Source organism: Micromonospora sp. NPDC023737, from assembly GCF_040639715.1.
Taxonomy (GTDB): Bacteria; Actinomycetota; Actinomycetes; order Mycobacteriales; family Micromonosporaceae; genus Micromonospora.
In genome coordinates this window covers 40067-54617 of record NZ_JBFAAL010000013.1, presented here as the reverse complement: position 1 = coordinate 54617, position 14551 = coordinate 40067, and the positions used below count along the sequence as shown (strand labels likewise).

The 14551-nt window shown below is 72.5% G+C and carries 14 protein-coding genes; 5 read left to right on the top strand and 9 right to left on the bottom strand.

Features of this window, described 5'->3' with window-relative positions; translation table 11 throughout:
- Positions 1–24: 24 nt before the first annotated feature.
- Positions 25–1482, bottom strand: coding sequence for an ATP-binding protein (locus AB0F98_RS24110; RefSeq protein ID WP_357739136.1), 1458 nt, complete (start codon positions 1480–1482; stop codon positions 25–27).
- Positions 1479–3146, bottom strand: coding sequence for an FAD-dependent oxidoreductase (locus tag AB0F98_RS24105; RefSeq protein WP_357739133.1), 1668 nt, complete (start codon positions 3144–3146; stop codon positions 1479–1481). Before AB0F98_RS24105 ends, AB0F98_RS24110 begins: the two co-directional genes overlap by 4 nt.
- A 168-nt stretch (positions 3147–3314) precedes the next feature.
- Here AB0F98_RS24105 and AB0F98_RS24100 point away from each other — a divergent pair, with 168 nt between their 5' ends.
- Positions 3315–5540, top strand: a complete 2226-nt coding sequence (locus AB0F98_RS24100) for a hypothetical protein (RefSeq protein WP_357739130.1) — start codon at positions 3315–3317, stop codon at positions 5538–5540.
- 152 nt (positions 5541–5692) lie between these two features.
- Here the strand turns inward: AB0F98_RS24100 and AB0F98_RS24095 are convergent, their stop codons facing one another.
- Positions 5693–6112, bottom strand: coding sequence for a RidA family protein (locus tag AB0F98_RS24095; RefSeq protein WP_357739126.1), 420 nt, complete (start codon positions 6110–6112; stop codon positions 5693–5695).
- A complete protein-coding gene (locus AB0F98_RS24090) occupies positions 6109–6927 on the bottom strand; it encodes an NAD(P)-dependent oxidoreductase (RefSeq protein ID WP_357739123.1) in 819 nt (272 codons plus the stop codon). Before AB0F98_RS24090 ends, AB0F98_RS24095 begins: the two co-directional genes overlap by 4 nt.
- A 95-nt stretch (positions 6928–7022) precedes the next feature.
- Here AB0F98_RS24090 and AB0F98_RS24085 point away from each other — a divergent pair, with 95 nt between their 5' ends.
- Positions 7023–7916, top strand: coding sequence for a LysR substrate-binding domain-containing protein (locus AB0F98_RS24085; RefSeq protein WP_357739120.1), 894 nt, complete (start codon positions 7023–7025; stop codon positions 7914–7916).
- Between the two features lie 195 nt (positions 7917–8111).
- Positions 8112–8606, top strand: a complete 495-nt coding sequence (gene smpB / locus AB0F98_RS24080) for an SsrA-binding protein SmpB (RefSeq protein ID WP_357739118.1) — start codon at positions 8112–8114, stop codon at positions 8604–8606.
- Positions 8607–8647: 41 nt separating this feature from the next.
- Here the strand turns inward: smpB and AB0F98_RS24075 are convergent, their stop codons facing one another.
- Positions 8648–9058 (bottom strand): type II toxin-antitoxin system Phd/YefM family antitoxin, encoded by a 411-nt coding sequence (locus tag AB0F98_RS24075; protein WP_357739115.1) that lies wholly within the window; start codon positions 9056–9058, stop codon positions 8648–8650.
- Positions 9059–9156: 98 nt separating this feature from the next.
- Between AB0F98_RS24075 and AB0F98_RS24070 the strand changes: the two genes are divergently transcribed.
- Positions 9157–9744, top strand: coding sequence for a TOPRIM nucleotidyl transferase/hydrolase domain-containing protein (locus AB0F98_RS24070; protein ID WP_357739112.1), 588 nt, complete (start codon positions 9157–9159; stop codon positions 9742–9744).
- On the opposite strand, the gene AB0F98_RS24065 is transcribed toward AB0F98_RS24070, so the two are convergent.
- The 3 genes from AB0F98_RS24065 to AB0F98_RS24055 all read right to left on the bottom strand — a co-directional run bounded on the left by AB0F98_RS24065 (position 9715) and on the right by AB0F98_RS24055 (position 13354).
- Positions 9715–10308 carry a GNAT family protein gene (locus tag AB0F98_RS24065; protein WP_357739110.1) on the bottom strand — a complete coding sequence of 198 codons (594 nt, stop codon included), beginning with the start codon at positions 10306–10308 and terminating at the stop codon, positions 9715–9717. The two genes, AB0F98_RS24070 and AB0F98_RS24065, sit on opposite strands and share 30 nt — an antisense overlap.
- A 146-nt stretch (positions 10309–10454) precedes the next feature.
- Complete coding sequence (locus tag AB0F98_RS24060) at positions 10455–12962, bottom strand: DUF4132 domain-containing protein (RefSeq protein WP_357739107.1); 2508 nt, start codon at positions 12960–12962, stop codon at positions 10455–10457.
- Positions 12962–13354, bottom strand: coding sequence for a hypothetical protein (locus AB0F98_RS24055; protein ID WP_357739104.1), 393 nt, complete (start codon positions 13352–13354; stop codon positions 12962–12964). The genes AB0F98_RS24060 and AB0F98_RS24055 overlap by 1 nt, the downstream gene beginning before the upstream one ends.
- A gap of 172 nt (positions 13355–13526) precedes the next feature.
- Between AB0F98_RS24055 and AB0F98_RS24050 the strand changes: the two genes are divergently transcribed.
- A complete protein-coding gene (locus AB0F98_RS24050; RefSeq protein ID WP_357739102.1) occupies positions 13527–14012 on the top strand; it encodes a GNAT family N-acetyltransferase in 486 nt (161 codons plus the stop codon).
- A 35-nt stretch (positions 14013–14047) separates the two neighbouring features.
- Here the strand turns inward: AB0F98_RS24050 and AB0F98_RS24045 are convergent, their stop codons facing one another.
- Complete coding sequence (locus tag AB0F98_RS24045) at positions 14048–14548, bottom strand: anthrone oxygenase family protein (protein ID WP_357739099.1); 501 nt, start codon at positions 14546–14548, stop codon at positions 14048–14050.
- Positions 14549–14551: the final 3 nt, after the last annotated feature.

Genomic DNA, 14551 nt, shown 5'->3' with positions numbered 1-14551 from the left:
ACCGCGTCCCGCCCGGACGGACGGTCAGGGCGCGGGAAGCGGATCCGGCGTGGGCGGGCGTTCGACGGTCAGCGGCAGCAGCACCCGGAAGACCGTGTCGCCCGGCTCGCTGCGTACCCGAATGTCGCCGTGGTGCTTGTGCACGACGATCCGGTACGAGATGTCCAGCCCGAGGCCCGTGCCGCTGCCCACCGGTTTCGTGGTGAAGAACGGCTCGAAGATGCGCGGACGCACCTCCGGCGGGATTCCCGACCCGGTGTCGGCGATCTCCACGGCGAGCAGGTCACCCGCCCGCTCGGTGCGTACGGTCAGCGTCCCCTTGTCCCCCATCGCGCCCAGCGCGTTGTCGACCAGGTTGGTCCAGACCTGGTTCAGCTCCGCCGCGTACGCCGGCACCTGCGGCAGGCTCCGGTCGTACTCCTTGACGAGCTTGACCCCGGCCGGGATCTTCGCCTTGAACATCACGAGCGTGGCGTCGAGCAGGTCGTGCACGTCGACCACCTGGAACGGCGCCCGGTCCAGCTGCGAGTACTGCTTGGCGGCACCGACCAGGCCGGAGATCCGGGTGACCGCCTCGCCGATCTCCCGCATCAGCAACTCGGTCTCGACCGTGTAGGTGAGCCACCGGATGGCCGCCTCCAGGTCGGCCGACCCGACGATCGTCTGTACCCGGGTCAGCCACTCGGTGTCCGCGCCGCCACCGACCAGGATCGGCGCCAGGTCCCAGGCCGCCCGTACCCCACGTTCGTCCAGCCAGTCGGTGAGCGCGTCCTCGGCGTCGGAGGCGGCCATCGGGCTGAGCTTCGGCGCGGTCACCACCCGCGCCACCGCCTCCTCCTGCAACTCCACCAGGCGGTGCAGGGCGCTGCCGTCGAGGCGACCGTCGGCGATCATCGCGAGCTTGCTCCGCATACCGGCCACCCGGTCGCGCAGCACCGAGGTCGCCCGGACCGCCGCCGCGGCCGGATTGTTCAGCTCGTGGGTGAGGCCGGCCGAGAGCGAGCCGAGGGCGAGCAGCCGCTCCCGCTCACCGACGAGGGTCTGGCTGTTCCGCATCCCGATGAACAGCCCCTCCAGCAGGTGCATCGCCATCGGGAACCAGGTGCGCACGGCCCGCGCGAAGTTCTCCGCGGGGAGCACGAAGAACTCGGCGTCGGTGATCGCGCGCATCGTGTTGCGGTAGACCTGCTCGGTCTCTTCGACGATGTACGCCTGGGTGGCTCCGCCGTACACCCCCCGCTGCGAGGTGCGGTTCAGCTCGACCTCGTCCTCGGCCACCCGCCGGCTGAGCGTCACCGTGCCGGAGAGCAGGACGAAGAAACAGGTCGCGGCCTCCCCCTCGCCGTAGACCAGCGTTCCGCCGGCCCGTTGCTCCACCCGGCCGCACTCCGCGAGCCAGGCCAGCTGGTCGTCGTCGAGCGTCTCGAACAGGAACAGGGTACGCAGTTGCTCCGGCCCCAACCGGCCGTTCGGGGTGGTCACTGCGCCTCCAGGTAGCGGTGCACCAGCGAGACGGCCATGGCTCCCTCGCCCACGGCGGAGGCGACCCGCTTCACCGACTGGGAGCGCACGTCGCCGGCGGCGAAGACCCCCGGCAGGCTGGTCTCCAGGTGGTACGGGTCGCGCGACAGCGACCAGCCGGATGGCGGTTTCCCATCGGTGACCAGGTCGGGCCCGGTGACGATGAAGCCGCGCTCGTCACGCGCCAGCACCCCGTCCAGCCAGTCCGTCCGCGGTTCCGCGCCGATGAAGACGAACAGCCAGGAGGTCTCGGCGGTACGCACCTCGCCGGTACGGGAGTCGCAGAGCGTGATCCGCTCCAGGTGGTCGCCGCCCGCCGCGCCCACCACCTGCGTGTGCGGGTGCACGGTGATCCGGTCGCTCTGCTCCAACTGGTCGATCAGGTAACGCGACATCGACGCGGTCAGGTCGGGCCCCCGGACCACCAGGTGCACCCGGGCGGCGTAACGGGAGAAGAACACCGCCGCCTGACCGGCGGAGTTCGCCCCGCCGACGATGTAGACCTCCTGGTCGACGCAGTTCGGCGCCTCGGTGGAGACGGCTCCGTAGAAGATCCCCCGACCGGTGAAGTCGCCCACGCCCGGGGCGTCGAGCACCCGGTAGGAGACGCCGGTGGCGAGCACCACGGTGTGCGCCGCGATCTCGGTGCCGTCGCCGAAGCGGAGCAGCCGGGCCCCGCCCGCCTCGGTCAACCCGGTCACCTCCCGGGTGCTGAGCAGCTCGGCGCCGAACTTGAGCGCCTGCCGGCGTGCCCGGTCGGTGAGCTGGGCACCGGAGACGCCGTCGGGAAAGCCCAGGTAGTTCTCGATCCGGCTGCTCTGCCCGGCCTGCCCGCCGGTGGCGCGGCGTTCCACGAGCACCGTACGCAGGCCCTCCGACGCCGCGTACACGGCCGAGCCGAGGCCGGCCGGGCCGCCGCCGACCACCACCACGTCGTAGAAGTCGGTGGTCGGTTCCACGGCGAGCCCCACCACACTGGCCAGCTCGGCCGCCGACGGGGCGATCAGCGTCTTGCCCTCGGCGGTCACCACCAGCGGCACGTCCGTCTCGCCGGCGCCGGCGGCGGCGAGCAGTCGGACGCCCTCCGGGTCGTCCGTGAGCAGCCAGCGGTACGGGATGAGGTTGCGGGCCAGGAAGTCACGGATCTTGAACGAGGGGGCGGACCAGCGGTGTCCCACCACCCGGATCTCGGTCAGCGCCGCGTCGGGAGTGGCCGCCCACGCCTCCAGCAGCCCGTCCATCACCGGGTAGAGCTTCTCCTCCGGCGGGTGCCAGGGCTTGAGCAGGTAGTGGTCCAGGTCGACGACGTTGATCGCCTCGATCGCGGCGTCCGTGTCCGCGTACGCGGTGAGCAGCACCCGCCGGGCGGCGGGGAAGAGGTCCATCGCCGCCTCAAGGAACTCGATGCCGGTCATCTCCGGCATCCGGTGGTCGGCGAGCAGCAACGCCACCTGCTCACCGCGCAGCTTGATCTCGCGCAGCGCGTCCAGCGCCTCCGGGCCCGACCCGGCACGGATCACCCGGTAGCGCTCGCCGTAGCGTCGACGCAGGTCGCGCGCCACCGCACGGGAGACCACCGGGTCGTCGTCGACGGTCAGGATCACCGGATTCGCCATGGCGCCCATGAAACCACCTCGCTCACCATCGGTCACCGGCACCTCGGCGAGGCGCACCCGGAAAGAGGCGTGATAGCGGGGCGGCACGACGATTGGCGGGCGTCCGGGCGGGTAACCGGGGCCGGGCGCCGGCGGGGCGCCGCGGCCCGGGCCGCCGTAGACACCTCCGGGGGGCCTATGTCGGAGACGCCGTCAACGGCCGGGCCGGCGGAGACCGGCGAGGTCGTGGAGCTGCGGGTGCACGGGGTCTCGGGGGCGGGCCCCGAGCAGGTGTTGGACCGGCCGCACGCGTACCAGGTCGCCGGGGACAGCAACGGCGGCTTCTTCCGCCCGCGGCCCGGCTACCCGGACAGCTCCGGCCCGGGCGGCGTCACGGTGGAGGCGTACCGCTGGAGCGATCTGCCCTCCGGCACCGCGGTGCGGACGTTGTCGCTGGTCTTCCTGCTTCCGTTCATGCTCTGCAACGTGGCGGCCTGGATGCGTCCGACACCTCCCGAATCCCATGCCCTGATGAAGACGCTGTGCCGGGTACTCGGGCTCACCCTGACCGCGCTCTACGTGCTCTCCATCGTCGGGGTCGCACTGGATCTGGTCGCCTGGCAGTGCATGGCCTCCCCGCGCTGCGTCCGGGACCGGGACTGGCTCTCCTGGCTGGGCGCACAGCCGACTGGGCTGCGCCTGGCGGTGCTCAGCCTGGTCCCGGCCGGGGCCATCGCGCTGATCTGGTGGCTCGGCGCACGGCCCGGCCGGCCGTTCAGCGCATTCCGCCCAACCACGCGCACCGAGTCCGGAAAGTATCAGCTCGGTGCGGCGGGCAAACAGAATTTCGCCCCGATCGTCGGACGGCTGCGCTCGATCCACGTCGCGACCGCGTTCGCCACACTCGACGCGAGCCTGCTCGCCGCCCGCGCCGGGCCCGGCGCCTCCGTCGCGTCGCTGGTGCTGGCGGTGCTGGTCGGAGCGGTCCTGGTGGCCTGCGTGGTGCTGGTTTGCGCCCACAACCTGATAGAAAGGCCAAAAGTCGGCCCTAGGGCGAACCTCGTCATGCGGGCCCTGCGCACGATCGCCTGCGGGTTGACCGTGTTGGTCGTGGTGGTCGTCCTGGTCGACCCGACGCCGTGGCCGGCGGGGATCGGTCTGCCCCGCTACGGGGCCACCCTGGCGTGGATCTTCGCCGCCCAGACGTTGCTGCTGGCCGGCATCGGGCTCGTCGTGCTGCGCGGTCGGGGCATGCGGGCCACCCGGAGCGGTTGGGGAGCACCGGCCATCGCGGCCGTCGCCACCGGGCTGGCGGTGGCGTTCTCCTCCGAGCTGGTCTACCGGGTGGCGGACCTGCTGAACCGCGACCAGCCGACCGCGGCACGCCTCCTGATCAGCCCACCACCGGCGTACAAGTGGGCGATCTTCGGATTCGTGCTGGCGGTGCTCGGCACGTTGCTCGTCGCCGGGCTGGTGACCGTCATCTCCGTCCGGAGCAGGTACCGCATCGCCGCCGAGATCGTCGCTCGGGACTTCCCCAACGCTCCGCCGGAGGCCGGGCCACGGCTGCGGCAGGTCGAGCGAACCATCGCCCGGGCCCGATTCACCGAGCACCTGGAGCCGATCACCATGGCCTACGCCTGCCTCATCGGGCTGGGCCTGGCCACCAGCATCTTCGGACTCATGGGGCGGTACCCGGCGGACATCGTCCAGGGCTACATCGGGGTTCCCGGCGACCTGGTGAACTTTCTCCTCGGCACGGGCAGCTACGTGATCGCCGCCATCCTCCTCGGCCTGCTCGTCGGCGGCATCTTCGCCTACCGGACCGTCGAGTTCCGCCGGTACGTCGGCGTGATCTGGGACCTGGGCACGTTCTGGCCCCGCGGCACCCACCCCTTCGCCCCGCCCTGCTACGCCGAGCGGGCGGTACCCGAGCTGACCCAACGGATCACCTACCTGGTCGGGCGCGGCGACCGCGTGCTGCTCTCCGGGCACAGCCACGGGTCGGTGCTGCTCGCGGCGACCGTGCTGCAACTGCCGGAACGGGTGGGGAAGCGGGTCGCCCTGCTCACCTACGGCTCGCCGTTGCGCCGGCTCTACGGCCCCCTGTTCCCCGCGTACGTCGACGAGGACGTGCTCCGGGAGGTGGGCAGGCGGGTCGGCTGGCGGTGGATCAACATCTGGCGGGACACCGACCAGATCGGCAGTTGGATCTTCTCCCTTAACCGGCCGGGCGACCCGACACGCCCGGACGACCCGGCGGCGACGGTGGACCGGCGGCAGATCGACCCGCGCGACGTGGTTCCTCCGCCGAGCGACAGCGTGCCACCGCCGATCTTCGGGCACTGGCCGGGCGAATCCGACGACCGGCTCACCGAGTCGGTTCGGGAACTCGCCGAGCGGCTGCGCACCGAGACCTCCTGACCTTCCCCGTCTCCACCGGCCCGTCGCCGGGCAGGTCGGCGCCGCCGTGATCAACTCGGGTTCCTCGAAGGCGGGTTGTCGTGGCGTGTCCAGGACGCCCGGCTTCAGGGAAGGCGAGTCGATCAGCGGCGGGGCGACGGTCACGGGCCGGGTCAGCGTGGCCGCTCGGCCGGTACGGCGGCGGTCACCTCGACCTCGATCACCGCTCCGGGCAGAAACAGCCGGCTCACCTCGACGGTGGTGCTGGCCGGTGGCGGAGCCCCGGTGAAGAGCCGCCGCCGGACGGCCGCGTACCCGGGCAGATCATCCAGGTCGGTGAGGAAGCTGCGGACGTGCAGCACGTCGGCGAGGCCGGCGCCGTGCGCGGCGAGCACGCCGTCGACGATCTCGAAGATCCGCTCGGACTGCGCGACGACGTCACCCAGCGCGACCACCCGGCCGTCGTCGTCGACGCCGACCTGCCCGGCGAGCAGCAACAGGGTGCCGCCGGCCAGGTCGAGCCGGGCCACGTGGGCGAACCGGTCCCCAAAGGGCGCGGCGACGGTGTTCGGGTTGTCGAGGGTGAGCTTCACGGACGCTCCAGGGTGGTGAGGGCGGCGATGTCAGCGGTCGGGTCGGGTGCGGCGGCCAGCACCGCCCGGGCGGCACGGACCAGAGGGGCGGCAGTCCCGGCCAGTTCGTCCAGCACCAGGCCGAGGTCCTTCTCGGCCAGCGCGACCGGAAAGTCGGCGTCGGCCGTGGTGGCCCGAGCGAGCGCCGCGCCGAGTGGACCGGTGCCGAGTAGGTCGAGTGCGACGTCCCGGTCGACCCCGACGGATCGGGCGACGGCGAGCGTGTCGGCGACGCCTCCCACCCCGATCAACAGCGCCGCGTTGAGCACGAGTTTGGCCGCCGCGCCACTGCCGACGGGACCCAGGTGGCGTACGGTGCCGAGAGTTTCCAGCAGCGGGCGGACGTGCTCGACGGCCACGGTCGGTCCACCGGCGTACACCCGGAGTCGCCCGGACGACGCGGCGGTGACGCTCCCGGCGACCGGGGCATCGACGAGGGACCCCTCGGGGAGTCGGTCGACGAGGGCTCGGACCGCAGCCGGACCGATGGTGGACATCTCGACGAGGCAGGCGCCCGGCGCGAGAGCCGACGCGGCGCCGCCCGGCCCGAACAGGACGGTGTCGACGGCTGCCGGGTCGGCCAGCATGGTGAGGGCGACGTCGACCCCGCCGACGGCGTCGGCGGGTGAGCCGGCGACCGCCACGCCGATGCGGCTCAGCGGTTCGGTACGGGCGGCCGTGCGATTCCAGACCGTCAGCGAGTGCCCGGAGGCGAACAGGCGGTGAGCGATGGCCGCGCCCATCCGCCCGGTGCCGAGTACGGCGATCTTCCACATGCCTGGAACCGTAGGCGGGTGCCTGACATGCGACCAGCGAATAGTTGGAATGCCTGACATGCGTATCTCGCATGTCATCGGCTACCGTGCACCGCATGCAGATCGAGGCGCTTGACGTGCTGCGAACCGTCGTACGGCACGGGTCGATCACGGCAGCCGCAGAGGAGCTTCGCTACACCCAGTCGGCGGTGTCCCGGCAGATCGCCGCGCTCGAGGCGGAGTTCGGGGTGGTGCTCTTCGACCGGCTGCCGCGGGGTGTGACCTTGACCGAGGAGGGCCGGCACCTGCTCCCGCACGTCGAGGCGGTGCTCGACCGACTGACCACCGCCCGCCGAGAGTTGGACGCGCTGCGCGGGCTGGGTGGCGGCCGCCTCCGGGTCGGCGCGTTCCCGACCGCGGTGGCCGCGTTGGTACCCCGTGCCCTGGCCGCCTTCCGTGCCGCACACCCCGAGGTCGGCCTCTCACTGCTGGAGGGCCGTACGCCCACCCTGCTGGAGCGACTGCTCGCCGGCGACACTGACCTCGCCGTGGTGAGCGCGCCACCCGATCAGCCACTCGACGGCGTACGGTTCGACCTGCACCACCTGCTCGATGAGCGCCTGCTGGTGGCGGTACCCCGGCGGCACGCGCTGGCCGGGCGCGACACTGTACGCCTGGCGGAACTGGCCGGGGAGTCCTTCATCGCGGGATCCGCGGACTGGGCGGACCCGTTCATGCGGGCCACCATGCCGCCCGGCTTCCGGCCGCGTATCGACATCGTCGCCGCTGACTGGACCGGAAAGCTGGGCTGCGTGAGCGCGGGCCTCGGCGTCGCGCTGGTGCCCGCGCTGGCTGTCCGGGCCGCCCCGACCGATCTCGCCCTGCTCCGACTCCACCCCGACGAGGCGCCGACACGGCGGGTGTACGCCGCCACGGTCGCCCACCGCCACCGCTCCCCCGCGGTGGCCGCGCTGCTCCCCGTCCTGGCCGAGGTGGCCGCCACGCTCTGACCCCACCGGACCCGACCGGGCGGGCCGCCCGCAGCCGCCGGGCCCGGCCGGCCACACGACCCGGCTGACGCCAGCGGCGCGGCCGCTGGCGCGACGTCGGGGTGTACCGGGCCGACTCCTCCCTGCGCGCGGAACCGAGGCGGCTCGCCGCTGACGATTCGAGCGGCGGCACCGCGTCCGGATATCCTCGGCCGGGTGAACGCCTCCAGGCAGCCCGAGCGCCGGCTGATCGCCTCGAACAAGAAGGCGCGGCACGACTACACGATCCTCAAGACGTACGAGGCCGGGATCGTGCTGGCCGGCACCGAGGTCAAGTCGCTGCGGGAGGGGCGCGCGTCGCTGGTCGACGCGTTCGCCCAGGAGCGCGATGGCGAGATTATGTTGTACGGGCTGCACATCGCCGAGTACGGCTTCGGCAGCTGGACCAACCACCAGCCGCGGCGCACCCGCAAGCTGCTGCTGCACCGGGTGGAGATCGAGCGCATTCTCGCCAAGACCCGGGAGGGCGGTTTCACGCTCGTGCCGCTGTCGATGTACTTCGAGAACGGCTGGGCCAAGGTGGAACTCGCGCTCGCCCGGGGCCGCCGGTCGTACGACAAGCGTCAGGCCCTCGCCGAACGCGACGCCAACCGGGAGATCGCCCGGGAGTTGGGCCGCCACCTCAAGGGCCGGACCACCCGCCGGGCCTGACCCCATCCGGCGCCCTTCGCCCCGGTGACGTGGCGACTGGATCAGTCGGCGAGCAGGTCGGCGTGGGCGGCCCGGAGCCGGGCGAGGACCGGATCGCCAGCAGGCGTGCGGCGGTCGAGCTCGGCCCACGCCTGCGCCAACGCGGCACGAACCGCACGCAGCTCGGCGGCGTGCCGGCGGCTGCTCTGCCGGCGCTGCTCGTCGAGGCGACGGGCCCAGCCGGAGGTGACCGTGGCGAGCCGGTCGGCGTCGGCACTGGCCTGCGCCAGGGTGCGCGCGGCGCCGGCCGGCACGATCGCGGCCACCGGACGCGGATCGCCGTCGCGGGTCACCACCGTGACGGTGTCGGTCAGCTCGGCGAGCGCGACGAGCTGGGTGAACCGGGTGCGCGCCTCGCGCAACGGCAGGGAGCGCGGCTGATCGGAGTGAGGGGTCAGCGCGGAGACAGCCATGGATGCATGTTGCCGCGGGGGTACGACAGAAACTCACACCGGAAAACCGTTGGGTCGTCGACCGGCCGCCACGCGATGATGTGCCCGAGGAGGTGGAGGTGCCCGTGCTGCTCGACGCGACGGTGGCCCGCGACGCACACACCGTGGTCCTCGTCGAGGGCGAGAGCGACCGGGTGGCCCTCGAGACGCTGGCCGTCCGGCGCGGACGGGATCTGGCCGCCGAGAGCGTACGGGTGGTGCCGATGGGTGGTGTCACCAACATCGGCCACTTCCTCGACCTGCTCGGCCCGGCCGGTCAGGGGCTGCGGCTGGCCGGGCTCTACGACCACGCCGAGGAGGGTTACGTCCGGCGCGGACTGCATCGGGCGGGATACGGGGCGGAGCTGTCCCGCGACGCGATGACCGCGCTGGGCTTCCACGTCTGCGTCGCCGACCTGGAGGACGAACTGATCCGTGCGGTCGGCGTCGAGGCGGTGCAGGAGGTCGTCGCCGCCGAGGGCGAGCTGCGCTCGTTCCGGCTCTTCCAACGGCAGCCGGCCCAACAGGGACGCCCGGTGGACGCCCAGCTGCGCAGGTTCCTCGGCACCCGCTCCGGACGCAAGAGGGGGTACGCCCGGCTGCTGGTCGACGCGCTCGACCTGGGCCGGGTGCCCCGGTCACTCGACGGGGTGCTGGCCTGCGTCTGAGCCACCGCTCCCGGCGGTAAACGTCGCCCGCCACTCGTCGGCGAGCACCGACCAGATCTGTATGTCGATCCGGCCGGACGGGCCCGGGTAGACCTCGCGGAGCGTGCCGTCGAGACGCAGGCCCAACCGGCGCGCCAGCGCGATGCTGCGTACATTGTCGGGCTTGGTACGCCACTCGACTCGGTGGATGCCACGCTCCCGCACCGCCCAGTCGACGACGTGACGTACGGCCCGGAAGACCAGCCCGTGGCCCTGGGCGGACGGTTCGAGCCAACAGCCCACCTCGCACAGGCCGAGCGCGACGTCGAACGAGACGAACATGACCCCGCCGACGAGCGTGTCATGACGCCACAGTCCCCAGATGCCCCCGGCGTCGCGCGCCCGACGGTCCGCGTACCGCTGGAGCACCGCCCGGGCCGACTCCAGGTCGGTGGCCACGAAGGACGGCCCCACCCAGGGAGCGATGTGCTCGCGGGCGCGGTCGAGGTGGGCGAGGAACTCTTCGGCCCGCCAGGGCTCGATCGGACGTAGCTCGACGTCGGTGGTCAGCGGCAGCGCGAACACGGCTCTCCCGTAAGTATCGCTGGTCGGGGCAGGGTGATCCGATCATGTCGTCCGCGGGCCGCCCCGACCAGCCCTCTTCGGCCTGGGTCGTTCCCGGGGACCGTGCCTCCGGCGGCTCGCCGCGACCACCGGAGGCACGGCGCCGGCTACCGGTGGCGGATCTGGGAGACGATCGTCGAGTCGGTGATCTCGGTGTCCCGGGCGAGCAGCAGCGCCTTGCTGAGGATGACGCCGAGCATCCGGTCCCCCTCGAACGGCAGGAACAGCTGCCCGTTCCCGGCCGTCGCCGACTGCTGCGGCACGATGCAGAGGTACTCGTCGTTGGGGCTCATCAGGATGTTCCCCGAGCCGAGGTGGATCTTGTATGTGCGCAGGTCGCCACGGACCACGAGGAAGCGCCCCACCAGCTGGCACCGGTCGGCGACGGCCAGCCGGGGCACGAGCCGCGTGAGCAGGTCCCGCCGGGTCTCCGCGGTGGCCGACAGCTCGCCGAAGCCGTACAACTGCCAGTACTCCCGGTACCGGCCCTCGGGGCCGCCGTCCTGCCAGGTCGGGTCGTTGCCCACGCTGGCCACCCCGACGAAGAGGTCGACGTCGCGCATCACCTCGCTGAACACCAGCGGCGGGATCTGCTCCAGCGGCAGCGGGCCGGGCGGCTGGCCTTCCGCGGGTAGCCATTGCGCGTACCCGCCACCGCCGGCGTGCGCGCTGTTCTCCGCCGCGTCGAGTGGATAGAAGCGGACCTGGTCGGTGACCAGCCGCAGATAGGTGCCCGTGTCGGTGGCGTCCGTGTCGTAGTCGTCACCGGCTCCCTCCACCCAGTACTCGGCGCGTAGCCCCCACTCGGGCAGCTCACGGGTGGCCGGGGGGTACTCGTCGTCGACCATCAACCGCAGCCGGTTGCGCCAGCCACGCACCGCCGCGAGCGCGTGGAACTGGTGCTGACGCAACACATGCGCGGCGAACCGGTTGGAGTAGACGCCGGTGCGTTCCTCGGCGGCGGTGAGCAGGTAGACCTCCCGGTGCGCCTGCTTGAACGGCTGCACCACGGCGTGTCGTTCCAGCCAGTCGCGCCAGCCGAGCACCTCGGTGAGGTCGCGCCCGATCGGGTGCCAGATCGTCACCTCGGCGTCGTCGGCCGCCGTGACCGGCACGTCGTCGACCGTGCGCAGCGCGCCGTCGGCGTACCCGCACGGCACGCCGTCGACCAGCCAGATCAGCCGCCGCCCCAGCGTGCCGACCAGCGGATGGTCGAGATACCGCGCCCGCCAGGCGGCGTACCGCCAGCGTCGCTGGGCGAGGAACTGCCGGTCCAGCCGCTCGGCCTGGGCGGCCAGCATCTTCTCGACGTCCTTCGCCGTCGCCTTCAACTCCCGCAGCTGCTCGGGGTGCTCCCGGCGGACGGCGGCGGGCACCGTCCGGACCGGACGGCCCGCGGCGTTACACCAGTGCAGTGCCACCACGCCGCCGTCGATGACCAGTTCCGCGGTGACCTCGCCGAACGTCTCGATCCGCCGACCCGTGCCGGTCAGGCCGTACGTCGGGACCGCCAGCTCCTCGACCTCCGCCCGGGACAGCCCGAGATCGGTCGCCCGCTGGTCGAGGGCCTTGTTGAGTTCCTTGAGCGTGCCCTTGTAGGTGACCCGGGCGGTCAGTCGGGCGAGCTGGGCGAGCGCCGGTTCACCGTCCAGACGGGAGAGCGCGTGCACGGCGGCGTTGGCCACCTTGGGGTTGCGCGGGCCGAGGCCCGGCACCTTGCGCAGCGAGGTCTCCACCAGCCGCCCCAGCTCACGCGCGACCTCGGTGTCCGCGCCGTCGGCGGTGAGGGTGAGCAGCCAGATGAGGCCCCGCAGCGCCGTCGCGTTGTACGGGTCGTACGCCTGGGAGAAGTCCTGCTCGTACTCGCGGGGCCGGACCGGGACGGTGCGCGGGCGACCGACCTGCGCCAGCCAGGTGAGCGCCCTCTTGCGGTAGGTGTCGTTGCCCACCCGGTCGAGCAACGCGCGCGCCTGCCGTTCCCACCGGGCGGCGGGACGGGCGGAGGTGGCGGTGACCGCGTGCGCCACCAGGTCCGGCCAGCCGTCGCCGAGCGCGGGCAGCTCGGCCAGCACCTGGTCGCTCCACGCCTCCCCCGGGTTCAGCAGAGGCTCACGGACCCGTTGGAGCAGCTGCCGTACCAGGCCGGTGGAGGTGTAGCCGGTGACCTCCGTACGACGCAGCGCCGCCACGACCTCGCCGGGCAGGACGCCGTCGGCCTCGTACACCACCTGACACAGCTCGGCGTACTCGTCGACGAGCCACCAGGTCCACCGACCGGTGGCGTGGCCGAGCAGGCGCCGGATGTCGGCGACGGCGACCGCCGCGCCGAACCTGCGGAGCAGCACCGTCACGAGCGTGGTCAACGCCTCATCGTCGGCCTCGTCGTCGACGCCGGGCGGGTCACCCGCCTCGAGCCGGTCGACCAGGGCGCTCGCGAGCCGGGCACGCCGGTCGTCGGGCAGCGCGTCGAGGGCGTCGGCGATCCGGGGGCCCTCGTAGTGCCAGCCGCCGTGGAAGTGACCGGCGATCCAGACCAGCTCCGTGACGATCGCGGCGATGTCGTCGCCGGTGGCGAGCCGCCGGAGCGCGGCGACGTGCTTGCCGTAGGCGCTCATCAGCCACCGACCAGCGGGACGAGCTTGAGGAAGCAGACCTCCGCGCCGGCGTGCAACTGCACCTCCGCGTCGAGGTGGTCGACCTGCCGGTCGTCGACGAGCACCACGAAACCGTTGCGACCGAACGCCTCGATCGCGCGTTCGTACTGCTCCTCGGCGTCGACCCGGCGGGGCTCGCGCAGCCGGTAGCCGTTGAGCGTGCGCTCGGCGTCGCTGGGCTGCACCAGGCCGCGGAAGACCTCGGGCCGCCCGGCGTTGTACTCGGCCACCTCCTGGAAGACCCGGCGGCGGATCAGCTCGCGCAGGGCGAGCCGCTCCTCGAAGATCTCCAGGTGCCACGCGTCGGCCTTGGCGCCGCTGGTGGTCTCGTCGACGAACTTCACCATCACCATGGCCGCGGAGTCTAGGTTCGGGCACCGACAACGATCTGCCGCCCGGCCACTGTGGACCTTCGGTTTCCCGCATCGGGGCGGCAGGTCACCACGCCGGCCGGAGAGCAACCGCCGACCGGCGTCTCGGGGAAAGCCGGTTGCCTCGCCGTGCCGGCGTCCCTAGCCTGCGCTGGTGCGGATCCGAGCGTTCGCGCCGCAGGACTGGGCGCAGGTGTGGCCGATCATCTCCGAAGTCGTCCGGGCGCAGGACACGTTCGCCTACGACCCCGCGATGAACGCCGACGAGGCGTACGCGGTCTGGGTGGAGGCCCCGCCCGGGCGCACGGTGGTGGCCGTCGACGGCACGCGGGTCCTGGGAACGGCGAAGATGGGTCCCAACCGCCCCGGGCCCGGCTCGCACGTCTCCACCGCGAGCTTCATGGTGGCGGCGGACGCCCGCGGCCGAGGTGTCGGCACCGCGCTGTGCCGGGAGGCGCTGGCCTGGGCCCGGCAGCAGGGGTACGCGGGCATGCAGTTCAACGCGGTCGTGGAGACGAACCGGGCGGCCGTCGAGGTGTACCTGCGGGAGGGCTTCACGGTGGTGGGGACCGTGCCCGGAGCGTTCCGGCACCCCAGTCTCGGCCGGGTCGGCCTGCACGTCATGTACCACGAGTTCTGACCGGCGGGCCGAGCCGGCCGAGTCGGCCTGCCGGGTCAGCCGGCGACCCGGCCGTGCACCACCAGCGCCCAGCCGAGCAGCGCGAACCCGGCCACCGAGGCGACCGCACGTAGCAGGTTCCAGCGGATATACGCCGGGGCGAACCGGTCCCGCACCCCGACGACGTCGGCGAGCCGGTCAGGGTCGCCGGCCCGGGCGAGAGCGTTGTTCAGCGGCACGTTGAGCGCCATGGTGACCACCAGCACGACCAGGTAGAGCACCAGCGCCGCCACGATCCAGGGCAGCACCGCGGTCCAGCCCGGCGAGACGTGCAGCGCAGCTGCCGCACCGGTGAAGGCCAGCGCGCCGAGGAAGCAGGCGAAGAACCAACCGTTGAGGATGGCCTCGTTGATCCGCTGCATGGCGAGGACCAGCGTTCGGGCATCGGCGCGCACCAGGCCGGGCATGACGGAGTAGGCGAACGCGGCGAAGAGACCGGCCATCAGTCCCATGGTCACCGTCGCGGCGAGCAGGCTCAGGGTGCGCAGGGTGGTCATGTC

Bases quoted from the DNA above. Each gene is read 5' to 3' on its own strand.
- AB0F98_RS24090 (WP_357739123.1), bottom strand. From the start codon at position 6,927: ATGTGGAAGATCGCCGTACTCGGCACCGGGCGGATGGGCGCGGCCATC.
- AB0F98_RS24100 (WP_357739130.1), top strand. From the start codon at position 3,315: ATGTCGGAGACGCCGTCAACGGCCGGGCCGGCGGAGACCGGCGAGGTC.
- AB0F98_RS24085 (WP_357739120.1), top strand. From the start codon at position 7,023: ATGCAGATCGAGGCGCTTGACGTGCTGCGAACCGTCGTACGGCACGGG.
- AB0F98_RS24060 (WP_357739107.1), bottom strand. From the start codon at position 12,962: ATGAGCGCCTACGGCAAGCACGTCGCCGCGCTCCGGCGGCTCGCCACC.
- AB0F98_RS24105 (WP_357739133.1), bottom strand. From the start codon at position 3,146: ATGGGCGCCATGGCGAATCCGGTGATCCTGACCGTCGACGACGACCCG.
- AB0F98_RS24045 (WP_357739099.1), bottom strand. From the start codon at position 14,548: ATGACCACCCTGCGCACCCTGAGCCTGCTCGCCGCGACGGTGACCATG.
- AB0F98_RS24075 (WP_357739115.1), bottom strand. From the start codon at position 9,058: ATGGCTGTCTCCGCGCTGACCCCTCACTCCGATCAGCCGCGCTCCCTG.
- AB0F98_RS24055 (WP_357739104.1), bottom strand. From the start codon at position 13,354: ATGGTGATGGTGAAGTTCGTCGACGAGACCACCAGCGGCGCCAAGGCC.